Raw genomic sequence first — 20,039 nt, 5'->3', positions numbered from 1 at the left:
TGAGCACATGGCGAGAACGCTCGAAACCTCGGTCGAGATCTCCGGCGTCCTGAGTCCGTCGCTGCAAGCGGCAATCAGGAACGCGGTCAACCAGCTGGAGGAAATGAGCGAGGAAACACTGGAAGCCGCCGGAGCTGCCGAGCGTCTGGCTGCTGAAATCAGCACGCAAGAGTCTGTCCTGAGAAGCCTCGAACGAGGTTATGCCGACTTTATCGTGAGCGGCGAGGAAGGCACAGAGGAAGCCCGCGCACTCGCGGAGCAGATCCAAGAGCTCAGCAGCGAACTGGACGAAAACCGGGGAACGCTGGAAGCTGCGCAGCAGGCAGCCGAGCAGCTCGCCTCCGGTATGGACGAAACGGCCAGCGAGGCCGACCAGTTGAGGAACACGATCAGCGAGCAGGAAAGCACCCTCGAAAAACTCAAAGAGCGGTACGTCTCCCTTGCATTATCTGAGGACGACACGACCGACGAGTCGAGGGAGCTCGCCGAGCAGATCCAAGAGCTGAGCAGCGACCTGAACGAGAACCGGCAGCGACTCCAAGACGCGGAGAACGCGGCCGATCAACTGGACAACTCGCTGGAACAAGTAGACGACTCGGCCCGGCTTGCGGACGAAGGCTTCACAGTCTTTAAGGCTACGCTTGCGAACCTCGCAGCAGACGCAATCCGGGCGGCAATCGACGGGATCAAGGATCTGGTGAGCAACGTCATGGAGCTGGGCCAGAACTTCACCAGCACCATGTCGGAGGTGCAGGCTATATCCGGCGCGACCGGCGACGAGCTGGAAACGCTGGAAGCCTGCGCCCGTGAGTTCGGCGCGACGACGACCTTCTCGGCGTCCGAAGCTGCCGAGGCCCTAAAGTATATGGCACTGGCCGGGTGGGACGTAGAGCAATCCACGAGCGCCCTCGGCGGCGTTCTCAATCTGGCCGCGGCCTCCGGCATGGAGCTGGGTGCTGCCTCCGACATGGTGACAGACTACCTGAGCGCCTTCGGCATGGAAGCAGATCAGGCGGCATACTTCGCCGACCTTCTGACCTCTGCTCAGGCAAGCAGCAACACCACCGCCGAAGCTCTCGGCGAAGCATACAAAAACTGCGCCGCCAACCTGAACGCAGCCGGGCAGGACGTGGAAACCGTCACCTCCCTGCTGGAAGGCATGGCGAACCAAGGCTATAAAGGCAGCGAGGCTGGCACCGCTCTGGCTGCAATCATGCGTGACATAACAAACGCCATGGACGAAGGCCAGATCAAGATCGGCGACACCTCCGTGGCCGTCATGGACGCAGAGGGCAACTTCCGCGACCTGACCGACATTCTCACCGAGGTGGAAGCCGCAACAAATGGCATGGGGGACGCTGAGCGGGCCGTGGCCCTATCCTCCACTTTTACGGCAGACTCCACCAAGGGCCTGAACCTGATCCTCAACGAAGGCATGGACAGTATCGCCGGGTATGAGGAAAGCCTGCGGGGAGCCAGCGGCACCGCCGAGGAAATGGCGGCAATAATGAACGACAACCTCTCCGGCGATCTGGCGCAGATGAACAGCGCATGGGAGGAACTCGGCCTCAAAATATACGAGCGCTTCGAGGGATCCCTCCGCTCTGCCGTCCAGTTTGTCACCGGCTCAGTGATACCGGGGATCGAGTGGCTGCTCGGCCACCTTCCTGAGCTGGGCGTGGCGTTTAGCGCTCTGGGCGTCGTAATCGCTGCAATCAAGTGGGAGTCAATCACCCAGAAGCTCACCATGGCAAAGGGAGCCGTCCAGGGCGTAATCGGAGCCATAGGCGGCATATCTGCCCCGGCGCTGGCCGTGGGCGCTGCCATAGCTGCGCTGATCCTCGCCTTCGCGAACCTCTGGAAGAACAACGAAGAATTTAGAGCCAAGATCACGGCGATCTGGGACGGGATAAAGGCCAAGTTTGACGAGTTCGGGCAGGCAATCACCGACCGGCTCAACGAGCTGGGCTTCGAGTTTGAGGACATAACCGAGGTACTGAGCGCCGTCTGGAACGGCTTCTGCGAGCTGCTGGCCCCCGTATTCGAGGGAGTATTCCAGCAGATCAGCAATATTCTGGGCGTAGTGCTGGACGTGCTCGTCGGGCTTTTCGACGTGTTCGCCGGTATATTTACCGGTGACTGGGATCGAGTCTGGCAGGGCGTCGGGGAAATCTTCGGCGGCGTCTGGGACTTCGTGGTGGCTACCTTCACGAACTGGATCGACACCTTCAAGGGGCTGGCCGACACCGTTCTGGGCTGGTTTGGCTCCAGCTGGGACGAAGCATGGAGCGCGGTCAAGGACTTTTTCGAGGGGATCTGGAACGGGATCGCCTCATTTTTTACCGGTATATGGGAGGGGATCGTCTCCTTCATCACCGGGACACTGGACACAATCGCGACCACATTCTCAAATATCTGGAACGGGATCACCTCGTTTCTGTCTGGGACATGGGAAACGATCAAAAACGTGGTGCAGGTGGGCGTCATGGCGCTGGGCGAAATCCTGAACGCCGCCTTCCAAATCATCACTCTGCCCTTCCAGTTTATCTGGCAGAACTGCAAAGATTTTATTATCCCGATCTGGGAGAGTATCAAGTCCACCGTGTCCGGGGCACTGGACGCGATCGGCGGCTGGATAAGCAGCAAAATGGAGGCAGCAAAAGCCACATTCACGGCCGTGACGACCGCGATCAGCAACGTGGCAAGCACTATCTGGAGCGCGATCAGCACGACCGCCTCGACAATCTGGGAAAGCATAAAGGGAGCGATCAGCAGCAAGATCGAAGCAGCCCGCGCCGTGGTAAGCTCGGTGACGAGTGCGATCCAGAACGTCGCAAGCGCAGCATGGAACGCGATCAGCTCCGTGACTTCAAGTATCTGGAACACAATCACCAGCACGATCACCAACAAGGTGAACGCTGCACGCAGCGCCGTGTCGAGCGTGTTCAACAGCATAAAATCGACGATCAGCTCGGCCCTGAACTCGGCCCTCAGCACCGTGTCGTCGATTTTTAACAGCATACACTCCGCGATCTCTGACAAGATAAACGCGGCCAAAAATGCGGTAAGCTCCGCAATCAGCGCAATAAAAAGCGCGTTCAACTTCTCGTGGAGCCTGCCACACCTAAAGCTCCCGCATATCAGCATAAGCGGCAGCTTTTCACTATCACCGCCAAGCGTGCCACACTTCGGTATTGAGTGGTACAAGGAGGGCGGCATTTTAACACAGCCGACAATCTTCGGAGCGTCCGGCAACAACCTTCTGGCAGGCGGCGAAGCTGGAGCCGAGGCCGTGGTGCCTCTGGCTACTCTCTGGGAGAAGCTGGACACCATGATCCACGAGGTATTCAACAGCGCCAGCTCGACCGGTGGAACCTCTGACGCAGGGCTCACCAGCAAGGCCGGGGAGCTGCTGACTCTGGACAACTTCTCGCTGGGAAGTCTGGCAGACAACGGCGGCGTGGTTATATATTACGACTTTTCCGGCTTCACATGGAGCCCACAGATCCAGACGGGCAATACCGGAGACGGGGACGACGACCTCATGGCGCAGCTCAAAGCGCACGAGGCTGAGTTCTTCGACTGGCTGGAAGAATTTATTCAAATGCGGGAGGTGGCCCAGTATGCGTAGAGTAACAGCCTACAAGGAATACACCACGCGGGAGGGCGACACCTTCGACGCGCTGGCCCTCGAAATGTACGGCGACGAGACACTCGCCCACTATATCATAGACTTTAACCCCGACCATGCGGACGTGCTGATCTTCGACGCAAACGTGGCCCTCCGGCTGCCGATCGTCGAGGACGTGGAGACGCCGGACACGCTGCCGCCGTGGCGTCGGGACACTGAGGGCGAAGGGGGCAGCCCGTGAAACTTTTCTACAATGGGACGGACATATACAACGACGTGTCGCTGAACTACTGCGTGCATGAGATGTACGCAGAAAAGCAGGCCGACACGCTCGTGCTCCGTTTCAATGACACCAAGGGGATCTGGAGCAAATGGAACCCGGCAGACGGTGACGTCCTCCGCTTTACTGAGGGAGCAAGCGACACAGGAAAAATGTTTCTGCACTCCATGAAACCCGAAAACGGACTCTTTACGATCCGGGCCATGGCTATGCCAAAAAGCGGAGCCACCAGAAAGTCCAAAAGCTGGGCGGGCGTCCGCTTCCTGCAACTGGGAAACGAGATCGCGGCGAACCATGGCCTCGCTTTTCAGAACTACGGCTGCACGGATCAGGTGTACCCGTATCTGAGGCAAGAGAGCGAGACAGACTTCGCTCTGTTTTCCCGCCTCTGCACGCTGGAGGGCTTCCAAATGCTCATATACGACGGCAAGCTGCTGGCGTACAGTGAACAATACATTGAGCAGCAGGCCGTCGCTGGCACGCTGGAGGTGGACGAAAACGGAAACTTTACCTACCAAGACAACCGGAGCGCGTGCTTCGGATCCTGCGAAGTAACCGCGGGCAGCTTCTCCGGCACATTCTCAGCGCCGGACGCAAAGAACACGGCCGTGCTCCGGGCGAAATGTATCGCCGAGGCGCAGCTCCGGGCTCCGGGGCTCCCTGCCTCCGGTGATCACGTCGCGCTTATGAGTAACAGCAACGCGGAGGCGGCCCGCTTCGCCAAGGGGCTGCTGAGGAACGCCAACAAATACGGGCACACGGGCCAATTCTCCAAGGCCCTGCTGACCGGCTACGCTGCCGCAAGCCTGCTGCAGCTAAAGACCGAAAAAGCAAGCGCGTGGAACGGCCCCGTGTTCGTCTACAAAGTGCGCCATGACTTCGTAGGAAATAAATCAACCTTGTATTTCAGGGATCTGCTGGAGGGCTACTAATGGGACAAATAAACAAAGGCAGGATCGCCAGCATAAAAGGCAACACGGCCCGCGTGGTGCCCTCTGACGCAGGCGCAAAGCCTACCGCAAATATCACGATCCCGTGGCACCTGAGAGGCGACACGGGAAAATTAAAGAAGGGCACGGCCGTGGTGTATGTCGAATTTGACGACGCCACCGGGCTGCTGCTGGGACGCGCCGACGGAGAGTGGGGCGCATATCTCCCCCACCTGACAGCCGGAACCATAACGGGGGCCGTGCCTGACGGAGACGTCACGGCGGCAGGCGTGAGCCTGAAAGGCCACACACACACCGGAGCGCATGGCGAAACCAGCGGCCCGCACTAAGGAGGGATAGCATGGCAACAATGGCAAAATGGGGCCCGAAAACATGGGCCGTGAGCTCTCAGAAAGTCGTCGCCCTTCAAGACCTCAGCTTCTCCTATTCGCAGGTGGCGGACAATAACACCTCCACCGAGGAAAAGAAAACCACCAACGAGAGAGGCACCGAGCTTTTCCCGCTCAGCTTCACCACGACGCTGCACTCCGGGGCGGGCGTAGACGTCCGGGCAGAGATCGAGAGCTGGAAAGCGCTTGTTACAAAAGTAAATTATTTCTATCTGGGAGGCAGGCAGCTGGGCCCGAAGCTCCAGCTCAGGAAAGTGTCCGTCGGCAGCGTAAAGACTGACGACTCCGGCCGCATACGGCTGGCGACGCTCTCCTTCGAGTTCAAAGAGTACGATCCAGACACCACCAGCGTGAAGGTGAACACCTCGGCGCTGAAAGTATCTGCCACCAAAACGACCAAGGCCCAGAAGAAAAAGACAAACACCGCCGTCAAGAAGGCGGCAAAAAAGACAATCAAGGTGGGCGACTATGTGAAGCCTACCGGCAAGAAATACGCAACCGGCCAGACGATCCCCGCATGGGTAAAGCAGCGCAGCCATAAGGTGAGCCAGATCAAGGAAAGCCAAAACAGGGTACTGCTGGGGCACCCGAACGGGATCAACAGCTGGGTGTATCTGAGCGAAGTCACGCTCGTGTAAGGAGGGAGGACATGCAAGCACATGGAAACGGGAACCCGGAAACGTGCGCCTCCAATCTGCTGCGGACGATCCGCGGCGAGGTGCCATACGACCGCGTGAGGGGGCGGGACGGTGCCCTGATCGACCAGCCGAACGCCACGGACGAAGCCGTCGCGGACGCTGAGTGGGTGCTGGAGACATTCGAGCCCCGCGTCAATATAAAGGACATACAGATCAACCCGGAGGCCGGGAACCCCGGAAACTTTAACACCTATGTGGACATTGAAAGGAAGGAGGACGAGGACGCATGAGCGAGCTCAAATTTATTGACACCGAAGCGGGGCCGATCCGGGACGGAATACTCGAAGATCTGGAGAACGGCGTCGGCGATCCCCTATATCCGGGCGACGAGCGCCGGATCTTCGGCGAGGCTCTGGCTCAGGTAGTCGTGGCCGTGTACAACAGCGTGAACGACGCCTGCCGCCAGAAAATGCTCCGGTATGCCCGCGGGGACGTGCTGGACGCTCTGGGAGAAAACCGGGACACCGCCCGGCTCGATCCTACCTTCGCCACCACCACGCTGCGCTTCGGCGTAAATGAGGCCGTGTCTCATAATATCATCATACCGGCCCGGCTGCGGGTGACTGGCGACTTTATCCACTATTTTCTGACAGACCAAACCGTCGTTCTTTATGCCGGGCAGCTATTCGTCGAGGTGGGAGCGACGGCCGAGAAAGGCGGCGCAGACTATAACGACGCAGCGATCGGGGAGCTCTCCCAGATCGTTGACCTCTCAGACGTCGCCATGATTGACTATGTAACCAACACGGAGCCGACGGGCGGGGGAGGCGATCAGGAAACCGACGAAGCATACCGGGAAAGGATCCGGGAAGCGGAGAACCGGCTCAGCACCGCGGGCCCTGAAAAGGCGTACCGCTACTGGGCGCTATCTTCGAGCCCGATCGTCACGGACGCGGTGGTGGAGTCTGAAACCGAGCGGATCAGCAGGACGCTGAAAACCTATGCCGGGCACGCCTTCCAAGGTGGCGCAAACCTGATCCCGGAGTCTCTGGCGGTGTATCTGCCGGGCGGCTCCGAGGCTGTGGCAGGTACCGACTATACGGCCAGCTACGACGACGAGCTTCTGACGCTGGCCCTCTCCGGCTCTCTGGCAGCGGCCGACGAGGTAAAGATCGAGATCACCCGGAACATGTACGGGCGCGTCAAAATCGTGCCGATCTGCGCCGGTGGAGAACTGCCGGACGAGGACGTGCTGGAGGCCGTGCGCCGCGTCTGCTCTGCGGACGACGTGAGGCCCCTCACCGACATTGTGCAGGTGGAGGCCCCGCAGGTGGAGCTCTACGACATAGAGCTGACCTACTACACGACCAAGGCCAACGAGTCCGAAGTCGTCAAAAACGTGGAAGGCCCGGACGGGGCGATCAACCGGTACATATACTGGCAGGGCTCCACTCTGGATCAGGACATCAACCCGGACGAGCTCAGGAAGCTGATCCTCTGCCCTCACTGGATAGAGAACCCGATCGGGGCCACCCGCGTTATCATCACCAAACCGGAATACAAAGAGCTGCCGAGCACCACCGTGGCGAAGTTTTCCGGGAACATCAACGTGCAGCACGTTGTAAAGGATTGAAAGGAGGTGGAACATGGGCGGCATGAAAGTGTCTGAGCTGGAGTTTGTGCGCCTTCTCCCTGCCTTCATGCGGGACGACGAGGCGGCGATCGCTCTCAGCAAGGCCATGAACCGGCTCATAGGAGAACCCAGCAAGCGCTTGAAAACGCTCAGAGTGTGGGACAACATAGACAACCTCAACGAAGCGGAATGCGACGAGCTGGCGTGGGAGCTTGACGTGGACTGGTACGACTCCACCGGCATGAGTCTGGAGGAAAAGCGGGCCACGCTAAAGATCGCCCAGCAGATCAAGCGAAAGCGCGGCACAAAATGGGCCGTGGAGCGCCTGATCTCCGCATATTTCGGCGAGGGCTACATCATGGAGTGGTACGAAATGTACGGCACCCCGTACACCTTCGTGGCGCTCACCACAAACGCGCACATAACGGCCCAGAACTATGAGAAATTCGTCGAGGCCGTGAAGGCTGCCAAGAATGTGCGCTCTCATTTAGCTGGCATTTTTTACTTTTGGCAGCAGGGGCCGGATCCGGGCGTCGAGTACGCTCTGGACTCCAGCCTTCACCGGTACAACTTCGTGAAATGCGGCACCCGTCCGAGGATCGCGACGGTGGGCTTTATTGTAAAGCAAAGTATTGAAACGGAACCGGAGGAAAAGCTGCACCTTTACGGCTTCCCCCACTCCGGGACAATTATATGCGGCACACACCCACGGCCCGGAACTCTGGGCGCAGCTGCAAAAAACGAGATCGCCGCCGAAGGATCGGCCGACCATATCCGGTACAACTTCAACCGGAGAGCTGGAACCTACCCGCGGCCCGGTATTCTGGGCGCAGTCGTAAAGCCGGGCATTGAGGCGACGCCGGAAACGGATCCGCAGCTCTACGGCTTCACCAGCTCCGGGACGATCACCTGCGGCACCTACCCGCGGCCCGGCACACTGGGGCATACGCTCCAGAAGCCGATCGGCTCCAATCTGGAGACAGAGCTCACCGGCTACGGGTATAAAGGAGCCGGATCCCTTGCCTGCGGCACCTATCCGCGCACAATGGCCGTAGGCGCAACCATAGCAGAAAAAGCGGCCGCAGCCGCGAGGCTTTTCTGCGGGGCGTATGGCTTTATAAAGTGCGGAACACAGGGAACCGGTACAAAAGGCGCGGTCATAACCAACAAGGCAGCTACAGTGGCGGGCCTCACCTGCGCGGCGTATAGCTTCGTGAGGTGCGGGACACGGCGCTGCGGTGAATAAACAGAAAGGAGGGCACGCACATGGCGTATTTTTCGGACAATTTCATGGGGCACCGGAGGAAACAGTGGCTCCGCTCGATCCACGCCGTAGAGGCTCAGGTGGGCGCGACATGGCACCGCGGAACCATCAACAAGAAAACGATCGAGGACGACACTCTGGTGATTATGGCGACGTTTCCGACGCTGGACTCCGTAGAGTGTACGATCTCGGCCTCCCGCCTCATTGACGTGCGCGGAGAGGTAGCAGCCTACCAGCAGCGCGTCATAGAGAAGGTACAACGGCAGGGCGTCCTCGTGAAGCTCACGATCCCGATCTATGAAGTGACAACCTAAAGGAAGGAGGAAAAAGGCATGTACAGAAACACCCAGTGGATTGACGAAGTAAAAGATCAGGACACCGAGGAAGTCATTCAGGAAGGCACCCCGCAGAGCGCCGGGAACTTCAACAACATGGAGCACGGCATTTCAGACGCACACCTCGCGGCAGCCCTGCTGATTATTCAGAGCGGGCTCACGGCCGATCAGGTGGCGACGGAGGAAAAGGCGGTCACGCTCAGCAATAGCCAGAGCTACCCCTTCAATAACTCCACCCAGACGATCGCCCTCAACACCGTGAGGAACTTCACGGACTACACCGTGGAGGCCGAGATCACCGACCACGACGGCAACGTCGGCGACGTGAGGATCTTCGACCGTATGCTGAACGGCTTCAAGGTGGCCTACGACGGCAGCGCCAAAAGCGCCACCATTAAACTGAGAATTAAAGGAGGAATGTAACCATGGCCAAAACCAACAAAGTGACCGTGATCGAAAAGAACGCGGGCCAGAAAATCGACTTCGAGCAGAGCGGCACCCGCCTGATCTTCGGCGACGACGAGATCATGCTGAACGCTGCCAAGTACCAGAAGGACTGGGACGTGGAGGTGGACGTCTGCCGGGATAAGTCCGGCAACCTGACGATCGGCACCGGCTCCGGGCTGCGCTATGTGGCGCAGGTTATGATCCCGGCCGCGACCTACACCGAGACAGAGATCCCGGCAGCAGAGGAAACAGACGAAGCTCTGGCAGCTGAGGACGCAGCCGAGGACGGCGACGGCATGAACCAGAAAACCACCGTACAGAGAGACAAGAACCCGCTCGACATGGGCGACGTGACCGTTATTCTCTGGAGCATTGACTAAGACAAGGAGGACATGACAATGGCAAATTTTGATCTTTCCATGCTGGCACTCAAAAGCGTGTGCCCTAACAACACGATCGAGGTGGACGACACCGATCTCCCCTCCGTGCTGGTGTATATCCCGGCATTTAAGAACAGCGACGTGCTGACCGGCGGCAACGACTCGATCCACCCAGCCTTTATCGTGAATGGCGTCCAGATCCCCGGCTTCTACTACTCCAAGTACCAGAACGTCGTACACGCTGCGATCAACACCGAAGGCTACAACGTGACGGCGGCGTACAGTCTGCCTGGCGAGGATCCGGCCGTCAATATCGACTTCGACACCTCCCGCGCCCGCTGCGAAGCCAAGGGCCACGGCTGGCACCTCTCCACTAATGCAGAGTGGGCCGCGATCGCCCTCTGGTGCAAAAAGAACGGCTTCATGCCCTACGGAAACAACAACTACGGCAAGGACACCCGCGAAAGCAATTACAAGGCGATCCCGAAGTCTACGGACAGCGGACGCACTGGACGCGTGGCGACCGGCACCGGCCCGCTCACATGGAGCCACGACAAGACTCTGGGCGGGATCTGGGATCTGAACGGCAACGTGTGGGAATGGCAGGGTGGGATCCGCTTCGTATGGGGCGAGCTCCAGATCCTTGCCAACAACGACGCCGCGGATCCTGACAACCCGCAGAACGAAACGAGCGTATGCTGGAAGGCGATCAACGCCGCCGACGGCTCTCTGGTGGAGCCTGAGTGTACCGTTTCCGGCTCTGCGAAGCTCTCCGGCAATACCGTGAAGCTGGACTATGTGAGCAGCAAGTGGACATACAGCACCACCATTTCCAGCCTCGCAGACCAGAACCGGAGCTGTCTCTTTGCAAATGTCACCTGCACCGCTGCGATCGGCGCGGCCACCAAGGTGCTGCTGCGTTCTCTGGCGCTGCTGCCTGACGAGGGAACCACCGAGGCCAGCTACGAGGGTGACTACTACTGGCTGAATAACGGCGTAGCCGAGCGCTGCGTGATCCGCGGGGGCGACTGGAACGACGGTGCGGACGCTGGTGTGTTCGCCTTCTCCGGCTACAACTCCCGCGCGGATGTCAACTGGAACGTGGGCTTCCGCTCCGCTTATATCCCGAATATCGGGTAATCTGGCAATCTGAAAATCTGGCAAGGGGCGGCCCCCACCAAAGGGCCGCCTCTCACCTTTTAAGGAGTAAAGCATGGATAATTTAGAGCTGCGCCAGCGTATCGCCCGGAGCATGATCCGGGTGGCCGAGCGCACCCAAAATATGAGACGGCCGGAGAAATTCGAGTACCGTAAGCACATGACGAACGCCTACGCGGAAATGCTGGAGCTCTGCATTGAGGCCAACCGTTCACGGGGCAACCGACGGCTGGAGCTCCAGAACAAAATGGACACGAAGCTGGACGTGCTGCGCACTCTGGTGGACACGGCAGTCTCGCCGGAGGATCGGCTGATCTCTCCGGGGCTCCACGAAGTCTGGAGCAAAGAACTGAATGAAATCGGGCGTATGCTCGGCGGCTGGAAAAAGTCGAACGAGTGAGCCCGTGGGGAATGTGTCAAGAAAAAAGGAGGCGCTGCGTGATCCGCGGGGGCAACTGGAACAACGGTGCGAACGCTGGTGTGTTCTACTTCAACGGCAACAACTCCCGCGCGAATGTCAACTGGAACGTGGGCTTCCGCTCCGCTCTTGCCTTATTTTGTTATTGTCTGCGGGCTACGGCCCGGCAGAAACACCGAGGCAAAAGGGACGCATTTCCCGGCCGTCAAGGCCAAAGATCAGCGCCCGTGCAGCCTGCTGGTGAAAGTCACCAGAGGCGGCGAGCAAACCGCGGAGGCTGGCCGTTCCCTCGCAAGCGGGTGAAGGCGGCCGGGATCCTATGGTGTGGCGACCATAGAGGAACGGACGCGCCAAGGAGTGTCACACGCGGGCCATTATTTTGACAGTGAAGGAGTGAGGACATGGAAACATCAAACCGGCCCTCCCTTCTGGAGAGGATATACTCGTGGGAGAACCTGCTCAACGCATACCACGAGGCAGCGAGCGAGAAATGGTATCGCAGCGACGTTGTGGCCTTCTCGGCCAATCTGGAGGAAAACCTGATCGACATACAGAACGCCCTCATGTGGCACACCTACACCGTGGGCCGGTATCGGCAGTTCTACGTCTCAGAGCCGAAGCGCCGCCTCATAATGGCGCTGGGCTTCCGGGATCGCGTCGTACAGTGGGCCATATATCTGCAAGTAAACCAAGAGCTCGACAATGGCATGATCTACCACTCATACGGCTGCCGAGTCGGCAAAGGAACCACCAGAGCGGCCGACCGGCTGCAATACTGGGCCGAGCAGGTGGACAGAAAACCGGGCCCGCGCTGGCACTACTTAAAACTGGATATTTCAAAATATTTCTACCGGGTAGACCATGAGGTGCTGCTCGGTATTTTGTCGCGAAAATATCCGGGCGAGGACGGTTTTCTCTGGCTCATGCGCATGATCGTATGCTGCGATCATACGCCGTTCGGCCTGCCTCCGGGCAAAAGCGCCGACGAGGTGCCGCCGTCTGAGCGGCTTTTTGAGGTGGGTATGCCGATCGGCAATCTCACCAGCCAGCTGCTCGCGAACGTCTGCCTCAATGAGCTGGATCAGTACATCAAGCACGAGCTCCGGGCCCACCACTACGTCCGGTACATGGACGACATGGTGCTGCTGCACCAAGACGCCAAAGTGCTGAACGAGTGGCGCGTGCTCATTGAGGAATACCTCAACAACGTGCTGCACCTCGAACTCAACAGCAAGACCACGATCGGCCTCGTCTGCCGGGGCGTCACCTTCGTGGGCTGCCGGATCTATCCGGGAAGGCGCAAGCCGACGCCGCAGGCCGTCAAGAAAATGAAGGCCCGTATGCGGTATATTGCCAAGGAGTACGAGGCGTGGCTGATTGACTTCGACGCGGTGGACGCAACCATGCAAAGCTACTTCGGTATGCTGGGACATTGTGCCACCCGCGGGCTCCAGAAGTGGATCGAGCGAAACATCATTTTCAAACGCAGGGAAAGCGAATTTTCTCAGGAGGTGAACACATGGACATAACAGCGATCATTATAGCCGCCAGCATACCCTCGGCGCTGACGGGCTTTTTCTTCTGGTGCATTGAGCACCGGATCCAAAAGAGGGAGAAAAAGAGGGAGGACGAAGAACAGCGCATAAAAGACGAGGAAAAGGAGCGGCAGAAAGAGCAGGAAAAGCGCGAGAAGCTCCGGGAACGCCAAGAGCTCCTTCTGGTGCAGGGCGTAGGCGCTGCAATCGCGCTCGGCGAAGCAACGGCCAAGGCCGTGCAGAGGATCCCGGACGCTCATTGTAACGGAGACATGCACGCGGCCCTCGACTATGCGGCCAAAGTAAAACACGCACAAAAGGACTTTTTAACCCAGCAGGGGATCGAAGCCCTCTACGACTAAAGGAAGGAGGAAACCATGCAGGGCTATGGAGAAACCAGAGCGAAAGCTCAGGAAGTAGACACGCCGGATCCCGACGAGAGGATCCGGCAGCTCTGCGAAGAAAACTGCAGACTCAGGAAGCAGATCAGGCAGCTGAAAGCTGCTGCAGCAGCGAAGAAAAAAGTGGAGTTTTCAAAGCTCGTTTTTCTGGGCGTGAGTATCGTCACCATAGCGATCACCGTCTTTTCCTGCCGCATGATCTGGCTCACCATGGACACCTCGGCGCTGGCCTACCTGATACCGGCCGTGTTCGCTGAAATGGCGAGCGCGACCGGTTTTTATTACACCAAAGCCAAGGCCGAGAACAAGATCAAGCTCATGGCGGCGTCTGGCGTGCAGCCGGAGCCGTCAAACTTTAACGAATTTTAAGGAGGCGACAACATGGCACCAACCGGAAACAACACCGAGGCAAGGATCTGGAACCACCTCAAAGGCTGGATCCTGAACGACTACGGCGTGGCGGCCCTCATGGGGAACTTATACGCCGAGAGCGGCCTCAATCCCCGGAACCTGCAAAACAGCTACGAGAAACGCCTCGACTACACGGACGACACCTACACGGCCGCCGTGGACTCTGGAGCGTATTCTGGCTTCGTCCGGGACGCTGCGGGCTACGGCCTCGCCCAGTGGACGTACTGGAGCCGCAAGGAGGCGCTGCTGGCTTATGTGAAGGCGGCCGGGGCCTCCGTGGGTGATCTGGAGGCTCAGCTCGGCTTTTTACGCAAGGAGCTGGCCGAGAGCTACCCCTCCATACTGGCGGCCCTGAAATCGGCCAAAAGTGTGCGCGAGGCGTCGGACGTCATTCTCACCAAGTATGAGCGCCCGGCAGACCAGAGCGAAAAAGTGAAAATCAAACGGGCAGGCTACGGCCAGACGTACCTCAGCAAGTACGCAGGCGGCAGCTCTGCCGGAAAGGAAGGCGAAACAATGAGACAGAAATTTGTAAGCATGGCGGCGTCCTATATCGGCTGCAAGGAAGCCGACGGAACCCACCGCCAGATCATTGACATTTACAACGGACACAAGCCCCTTGCCAGAGGCTACGCCATGAAATATACAGACGCATGGTGCGCCACCTTCGTGTCGGCCATGGCGATCAAGTGCGGCCTGACTGACATTATCCCGACTGAGTGCGGGTGCGGCCAAATGATCCAACTTTTCCAGAAGCTCGGAGCATGGCAGGAAAACGACGCCCACGTCCCGCAGCCCGGCGACGTTATCTTCTACGACTGGGACGACTCCGACATCGGTGACAATACCGGCTGGCCGGATCATGTCGGCATTGTGGAGAGTGTGAACGGCTCCGACATCAAAGTGATCGAGGGCAACATGAGCGACGCGGTGGGCCGCCGCACCCTGAAAGTGAACGGCCGGTACATCAGAGGCTATGGCGTGCCGAAATTCAAAGGCGGCAGCTCCAGCTCCGCAGGAACCGGAACCCCTGCCCCTGCTCCGTCTGCTGGCAGCCCTCTGGCCTTCCGTGTGGGCGACGTGGTACAGTTTACCGGCTCCACCCACTACGCCAACGCCAACGCAGCAAGCGGCCCGGCCTGCAAACCGGGCAAGGCCAGAGTGACAGCGATCAGCAAAAACTCCAAGCACCCGTACCACCTGATCGCAGTCTCAGGATCCGGCTCTACGGTTTACGGCTGGGTGGACGCCAGCACGGTGCAGGCAATCGCCGGAGGCGCGATCAGTGTCGGGGACACGGTACATTTTGCCGGAGGCCCTCACTACACCAGCGCCAACGCTGCGAGCTCTAGCAGCAGCCCGAAGGCTGGCCCGGCCAAGGTGACGGCGATCAGCAAGGGGGCAAAACACCCGTACCATGTCGTACACACCAACGGGCAGTCCTCTGTCTATGGCTGGGTAGACGCCGACCGGGTGACAAAATGAGCATAGAAACGATCGCAAACGCAGTCCTCGGAGTCATGGCTCTGGCTGCGCTTTTATTCTGGATCCACGCGATCACAAACTGGGACGGGAGCGTCTCATGCGACGAAACTCAGTGCGACGCCTGCCCCTTCCCTTGTGATAACCACAAAAAAGAAGGAGGTACAAAGAAATGAACGGAACAATGCAACAGATCGTGAGCGCCTGCGTGCCCGTCCTCTGCCTGCTAATCACGGCGGGCGGGGCCTATGCCGTAGCGCTGCTCCGCAGGGAAACGGCGAAACTCCAGAAGGAGATCGACAACGAAACCGCGAACAAATACATGGACATGGCCGTGGACGCGGTAGAGCAGGCGGTGGCGTCTACCGCCCAGACCTTCGTTGACGCCCTGAAAAGCTCCGGCGGCTTCACCAAAGAGAAGCAGCTCGAAGCCTTCCAAAAATCCAGAGACAAAGTGCTGGAGATCCTCGGCGACACGGCCGTGGCCGCCCTCAACGAGATTTACGGAGACTTCGACGCATGGATCGACACCAAGATCGAGCAGGTATGCCGCGACCTCAAACGCCCGGACAACGGGGAGGCAGCGACAACAGCAGCCACCACGGCAGCGGCTACCGCGGCCAGCGTAGCAACCACGATCGCAGCCACAACGGTGCAGCAGCTCGCAGGCGAAGCACCGGCCAGCGAAAGCACTGTGGAGGTGGAGATCGAGACAGACACCGGAAACAATTAAATACATTGATCGCTGCATATGGCAGCAGGCAACAAAGAAACCCGGCGGGAAAACCTGCCGGGCTCTTTTTTTGCGTGTAATTTAGAAACAGCTCATAACTGCCTTGTATGCCTTCGATCTCGTGTTTGGGCTCTCGTAATCATTCAGATCCCGGCCCTCTAAAGACTTCCAAAGACCGGGATCCGCCTCGACCATATCCGCAAACCGTCCAAAAGCCGAGGCCGCCGGATCCTTCCGCGGATCTTTAAAACAGCCGCCAGCTCGGCTAATATGTACGGCATATGCAAAAAGTACCGCCCTGTCCCTGGCGCATAGCTGCGCAATCATACTCTGCAAAAGTCCCTTTTCGCCGGTAAAACTGGAAAAACACACGCCGCAATCCTGCGCATAATGCAGCAGGCCCGGATCCGGCTCTCTGTCCCCGTCAAAGTCCATGCGCCTGCTCAGCATAGTGCCGAGATCGTCCTTCGTGCAGCCCTCTGGCACTTTTAGGTTTATTTTCTCTGCAAGTGCAAGCTGCCGATCCGTCGGAGGCTCCAGCGCTTCACACCTGACATTAAAAGGCCCAAACAAGCCCGCGGCCTCTGCCTCTATGATTGCAAATTCCTGAGAAACCGCCCGCACTTTTTTGAGCTTCCGCTTCCCTTCGCTGTCCTTCCCCTCTACCCAGTAAAAACAATAATTACAAAACCGACCAAACGGCCCATTTTTCACATTTTCCATGTCAAAACCTCCTGAATTTATTTTTGTGTTTTTTCGCTTTTAGTCATGTTTGGGATAATTATAAGCGTGAACTCGTGGTACTGTCAATACGCCATTTACCTATCTTTGGGATAAAGAAGGAGACGCAAACATATGAAAATATACCGATACATGGACGGAAACGCCAACGCCTCCGGCCGCAAAATAAAAGAGCTCCGGGAGGCTGCCGGACTGTCTCAGGAGCAGCTCGCTGCAAAAGTTCAGCTTGTAGGGCTCAATCTAAACCAGAAAGCGATCAGCAGGATCGAAACCGGCGACAGAGTGGTGCCAGACTTCGAGCTACTTTTCTTTTCCGAAGTGTTCGACGTGTCCGTGGAGACTCTGCTGGACAAGGACACATAGGGGCGGGAAACCGCTCTTTTTTTATGCGAAAAAGTGCGAAAAATGGAGAAATCAGCTTGACTTTATACAGCTAAAGCTGTATAATAATATTACAAGGTAAGGGAAAACCTGAGTAAACGAAAGGAGGAAGGAAAACACAAGGAAGGAGGAAACACGGTGGATAAAGACAAAGAACGGCAAACAAAAGAACTGCTCGAAGTTCTGGAAAAGGCCCTGAAAAGTGAAACGGTCGAGCGTATCACTATCACAATAAAGCCGAACCAAAAACCCAAGCAGTCCTAAGACTTCAAAGCGGTGGGAAGTTCCCGCCCGCCGCTTTTATTATATCCACCCCAACCCATAAAGTCAAGGAGGCCAGAAATGGAAATCACCGTAAAAGTAAATTATAAAAATAGCAATCTGCAAACGCTCAGACAAGCCGCGGGCCTCTCCCAGTCACAGCTTGCAACGGCGGCCGGAGTGAACGTCCGAATGTATCAATATTATGAGCAGGGAACCCGCGATATAAGCAAGGCACAACTTTCCACCCTGCTACGGATCTGCAAGGCACTGGACTGTAAACTCTCGGACATTGTGACGGACGCGGAAACGTCCGAGCTACTGGCAGAGTACGAAAAATAAGCACCAACAACGATACAGTGGAGGGGCGGCTTCGGCCGCCTCTTTTTTCTTTTATGGAGGTATTAACATGAAACGCTTTAAGCATTTAACCAAAACAGACCGGCTGCGCATAGAGGCGCACCTCAGAGATAAGAAATCCCCGAAAGAAATCGCAGAGATCCTCGGCGTTCATATTTCCACCGTGTACCGCGAAAAGAAACGCGGACAATATACCCACCGCAATAGTGACTGGACAGAGGAAACCCGATACAGCCCGGACATAGCCGACGATAAATACCGAGAAAACCTACGGGCAAAAGGCCCGCAACTAAAGATCGGCGCGGATCACAAACTGGCCGAGTATATTGAGCACAAGATCGCCGAGGAAAAGTACAGCCCGGAGGCCGTCCTGGGCGAAATCAAAGTGAAGGGCCTCCAGTTTGACACGGAGATCAAAAGCAAAACCACTATTTACAGCTACATAGACAAGGGGATCTTTCTTAATCTGACAAATAAAGACCTCCCCGTCAAACCCAACAAAAAGCAAGGCTATCATACCGTAAAGAAGGCAGCCAGACCTCCAAAGGGTGAAAGCATAGAAAAACGCCCGGAGGAAATCAACAGCCGGGAAACCTTCGGTCACTGGGAAATGGACACGGTAGTGAGCGCTCGTCCATGTAAAAAAGTGCTTCTCGTACTCAGCGAACGTATGAGCCGGGAGGAAGTCGTGCGGCAGCTCGTGGACAAAAGCGCCGCCAGCGTCGTGCGGGCTCTCGACGATCTGGAACGGCGCTACGGTGAAATGTTCCCGATTGTTTTCAAAAGTATCACCTGCGACAATGGAACCGAGTTTGCCGACTGCGAGGGCATGGAGCAGAGCTGCCTCCATGAAGGTGAAAAACGTACAAAATTTTACTATTGCCACCCGTATAGTGCATACGAACGCGGCACCAATGAAAACATAAACAAAATGATCCGGCGCTTCGCTCCGAAGGGTACGAGCTTCGAGGATCTCACCGACGAGCAGGTGGCCCAGATTGAGGAATGGGTGAACAACTACCCGCGGGGGATCTTCGACTTTATGTGCTCGGAGTCTGTATTTCAGGCGCAAATTGAGGCCCTCACGGGGCCTCAATAATGTTTTTTATAATTTTTTCGCATTTACTATTGACTTTTGCCAACTTATTTCGGATCGAATGGACTGGCCTGTCTATTTTATCTGCATCTGGACTTTTCAAAGTATCCAGTTTGATGTTAACATTAGAAAATGTACATCAAGATTCATGTGAGAAGGATATGATATATTATGACGAAAAAAATTGCTGTGATCAATGACCTGTCGGGCTTTGGGCGGTGTTCCCTCACCGCCGCCATCTCTGTGCTCTCTGTGATGGGTGTGCAGGCATGCCCCCTTCCGACTGCACTGCTGACCGCCCAGACAGGATATCCAAGTTACTACTGTGATGATTATACCGACAAGATGGAATATTATCGTTCGGAGTGGGAGAAGATGGGGCAGCATTTTGACGGGATCTATACCGGATTCGTTGCAAGCGAGGAACAGATTCGGCAGATCTTCCGATTTGTGGATACCTTTAAGAAAACGGATACCTTTCTCCTGGTGGACCCGGTGATGGGCGACGACGGAGATACTTACTGTATGTATACCCTATCTCTTCTGTCACAGATGAAGAGACTGGTTTCCATGTCCGACATCATTACACCCAATCTGACGGAATTATGCCTGCTGACCGATGCCGATTATCATGCGCTGGCCGGCCGCAGGGATCATCGCGAGCTGATACAGGCAGTCCAGGAGCTTGGACAGGAATTATGCCGCAGCGGACCAAAGACCGTAGTCGTTACCGGGATTCATTTTCAGGATGATGACGGTACGAAGCAGATGGGGAATCTGTGCATTGACCGGGAGGGGGCTTCTCTTTCCTCTTTCCCATATGTAGGCGGCAGCTATTCCGGAACAGGGGATCTGTTCGCCTCCTGTCTGACCGCCGGCATCGCGCGGGGAGATTCTATTCCTTCTGTTATAGAGACGGCCGGCACGTTCTTGGAGCTTGCCCTTCTTGACTCAGTCAGAGAGCAGGTGCCGCGCGAGGACGGGGTGAACTATGAGAAGTATCTGTCTCTTCTGGCAAAGTATCCTAATCCGATAAAGTTCGGCTAACCAATATGCCAGACCCATCGGCAATTTGGCACAGAATATTTTCTGCGCCAAACTATCCAAATATTTAA

24 protein-coding genes are annotated in these 20,039 nt (G+C 57.1%); 23 read left to right on the top strand and 1 reads right to left on the bottom strand.

The genetic code is table 11. The features are described 5' to 3' along the window. Positions 1–7 precede the first annotated feature (7 nt). The 18 genes from VSQ62_RS05825 (at position 8) to VSQ62_RS05740 (ending at position 16,085) form a co-directional block, all read left to right on the top strand. A complete protein-coding gene (locus VSQ62_RS05825) occupies positions 8–3,631 on the top strand; it encodes a phage tail tape measure protein (RefSeq protein WP_334633723.1) in 3,624 nt (1,207 codons plus the stop codon). Continuing rightward, positions 3,624–3,872: a tail protein X gene (locus VSQ62_RS05820; protein WP_334633722.1), complete on the top strand. Its 249-nt coding sequence runs from the start codon at positions 3,624–3,626 to the stop codon at positions 3,870–3,872. Before VSQ62_RS05825 ends, VSQ62_RS05820 begins: the two co-directional genes overlap by 8 nt. Then, complete coding sequence (locus tag VSQ62_RS05815) at positions 3,869–4,843, top strand: phage late control D family protein (RefSeq protein WP_334633720.1); 975 nt, start codon at positions 3,869–3,871, stop codon at positions 4,841–4,843. Before VSQ62_RS05820 ends, VSQ62_RS05815 begins: the two co-directional genes overlap by 4 nt. Then, positions 4,843–5,190, top strand: coding sequence for a hypothetical protein (locus VSQ62_RS05810; protein WP_334633719.1), 348 nt, complete (start codon positions 4,843–4,845; stop codon positions 5,188–5,190). The genes VSQ62_RS05815 and VSQ62_RS05810 overlap by 1 nt, the downstream gene beginning before the upstream one ends. A gap of 11 nt (positions 5,191–5,201) precedes the next feature. After that, a complete protein-coding gene (locus VSQ62_RS05805; RefSeq protein WP_334633716.1) occupies positions 5,202–5,888 on the top strand; it encodes a hypothetical protein in 687 nt (228 codons plus the stop codon). 11 nt (positions 5,889–5,899) lie between these two features. Further along, positions 5,900–6,178: an early E1A protein gene (locus VSQ62_RS05800; protein WP_120478084.1), complete on the top strand. Its 279-nt coding sequence runs from the start codon at positions 5,900–5,902 to the stop codon at positions 6,176–6,178. Beyond that, on the top strand, positions 6,175–7,521 hold the full coding sequence (locus VSQ62_RS05795; protein WP_334633715.1) for a baseplate J/gp47 family protein: 1,347 nt from the start codon (positions 6,175–6,177) through the stop codon (positions 7,519–7,521). Before VSQ62_RS05800 ends, VSQ62_RS05795 begins: the two co-directional genes overlap by 4 nt. A 13-nt stretch (positions 7,522–7,534) precedes the next feature. Next, positions 7,535–8,767 (top strand): phage tail protein I, encoded by a 1,233-nt coding sequence (locus tag VSQ62_RS05790; protein WP_334633714.1) that lies wholly within the window; start codon positions 7,535–7,537, stop codon positions 8,765–8,767. A 20-nt stretch (positions 8,768–8,787) separates the two neighbouring features. Then, positions 8,788–9,099, top strand: coding sequence for a hypothetical protein (locus VSQ62_RS05785; RefSeq protein ID WP_120478081.1), 312 nt, complete (start codon positions 8,788–8,790; stop codon positions 9,097–9,099). A gap of 18 nt (positions 9,100–9,117) precedes the next feature. Then, positions 9,118–9,543, top strand: a complete 426-nt coding sequence (locus VSQ62_RS05780; RefSeq protein WP_334633713.1) for a hypothetical protein — start codon at positions 9,118–9,120, stop codon at positions 9,541–9,543. A gap of 2 nt (positions 9,544–9,545) precedes the next feature. Continuing rightward, complete coding sequence (locus VSQ62_RS05775; protein WP_334633712.1) at positions 9,546–9,947, top strand: hypothetical protein; 402 nt, start codon at positions 9,546–9,548, stop codon at positions 9,945–9,947. A gap of 18 nt (positions 9,948–9,965) precedes the next feature. Further along, positions 9,966–11,087 carry an SUMF1/EgtB/PvdO family nonheme iron enzyme gene (locus VSQ62_RS05770; RefSeq protein WP_334633711.1) on the top strand — a complete coding sequence of 374 codons (1,122 nt, stop codon included), beginning with the start codon at positions 9,966–9,968 and terminating at the stop codon, positions 11,085–11,087. 73 nt (positions 11,088–11,160) lie between these two features. Then, the gene (gene avd / locus VSQ62_RS05765) at positions 11,161–11,505 is read left to right on the top strand and encodes a diversity-generating retroelement protein Avd (RefSeq protein WP_120478077.1); all 345 of its coding nucleotides are present in this window, start codon (positions 11,161–11,163) and stop codon (positions 11,503–11,505) included. A 419-nt stretch (positions 11,506–11,924) separates the two neighbouring features. Further along, on the top strand, positions 11,925–13,052 hold the full coding sequence (locus VSQ62_RS05760; protein WP_334633710.1) for a reverse transcriptase/maturase family protein: 1,128 nt from the start codon (positions 11,925–11,927) through the stop codon (positions 13,050–13,052). After that, positions 13,043–13,420, top strand: a complete 378-nt coding sequence (locus VSQ62_RS05755) for a serine/threonine protein kinase (RefSeq protein ID WP_334633708.1) — start codon at positions 13,043–13,045, stop codon at positions 13,418–13,420. Before VSQ62_RS05760 ends, VSQ62_RS05755 begins: the two co-directional genes overlap by 10 nt. A gap of 15 nt (positions 13,421–13,435) precedes the next feature. Beyond that, on the top strand, positions 13,436–13,828 hold the full coding sequence (locus VSQ62_RS05750) for a hypothetical protein (protein ID WP_334633707.1): 393 nt from the start codon (positions 13,436–13,438) through the stop codon (positions 13,826–13,828). Positions 13,829–13,840: 12 nt separating this feature from the next. After that, positions 13,841–15,355, top strand: a complete 1,515-nt coding sequence (locus tag VSQ62_RS05745) for a phage tail tip lysozyme (protein WP_334633706.1) — start codon at positions 13,841–13,843, stop codon at positions 15,353–15,355. 169 nt (positions 15,356–15,524) lie between these two features. After that, a complete protein-coding gene (locus VSQ62_RS05740) occupies positions 15,525–16,085 on the top strand; it encodes a hypothetical protein (protein WP_334633705.1) in 561 nt (186 codons plus the stop codon). A gap of 81 nt (positions 16,086–16,166) precedes the next feature. Here the strand turns inward: VSQ62_RS05740 and VSQ62_RS05735 are convergent, their stop codons facing one another. Continuing rightward, on the bottom strand, positions 16,167–16,808 hold the full coding sequence (locus VSQ62_RS05735; RefSeq protein ID WP_334633704.1) for a hypothetical protein: 642 nt from the start codon (positions 16,806–16,808) through the stop codon (positions 16,167–16,169). A gap of 132 nt (positions 16,809–16,940) precedes the next feature. Here VSQ62_RS05735 and VSQ62_RS05730 point away from each other — a divergent pair, with 132 nt between their 5' ends. The 5 genes from VSQ62_RS05730 to VSQ62_RS05710 all read left to right on the top strand — a co-directional run bounded on the left by VSQ62_RS05730 (position 16,941) and on the right by VSQ62_RS05710 (position 19,971). Continuing rightward, positions 16,941–17,189: a helix-turn-helix domain-containing protein gene (locus tag VSQ62_RS05730; protein WP_334633703.1), complete on the top strand. Its 249-nt coding sequence runs from the start codon at positions 16,941–16,943 to the stop codon at positions 17,187–17,189. Positions 17,190–17,345: 156 nt separating this feature from the next. Continuing rightward, entirely contained in the window at positions 17,346–17,471 is a 126-nt protein-coding gene (locus tag VSQ62_RS05725) for a hypothetical protein (protein ID WP_334633702.1), read from the top strand. Positions 17,472–17,549: 78 nt separating this feature from the next. Further along, positions 17,550–17,810, top strand: coding sequence for a helix-turn-helix domain-containing protein (locus VSQ62_RS05720; RefSeq protein WP_334633701.1), 261 nt, complete (start codon positions 17,550–17,552; stop codon positions 17,808–17,810). Between the two features lie 67 nt (positions 17,811–17,877). Next, on the top strand, positions 17,878–18,927 hold the full coding sequence (locus VSQ62_RS05715) for an IS30 family transposase (protein WP_334633699.1): 1,050 nt from the start codon (positions 17,878–17,880) through the stop codon (positions 18,925–18,927). Positions 18,928–19,095: 168 nt separating this feature from the next. Beyond that, a complete protein-coding gene (locus VSQ62_RS05710; RefSeq protein WP_334633698.1) occupies positions 19,096–19,971 on the top strand; it encodes a pyridoxamine kinase in 876 nt (291 codons plus the stop codon). Positions 19,972–20,039: the final 68 nt, after the last annotated feature.

It is taken from the genome of Sporofaciens sp. JLR.KK001, assembly GCF_036941055.1.
Lineage (GTDB): Bacteria > Bacillota > Clostridia > Lachnospirales > Lachnospiraceae > Sporofaciens.
Note: the sequence above shows the minus strand (reverse complement) of the source record. Positions and strands in the feature narration are given on the sequence as shown.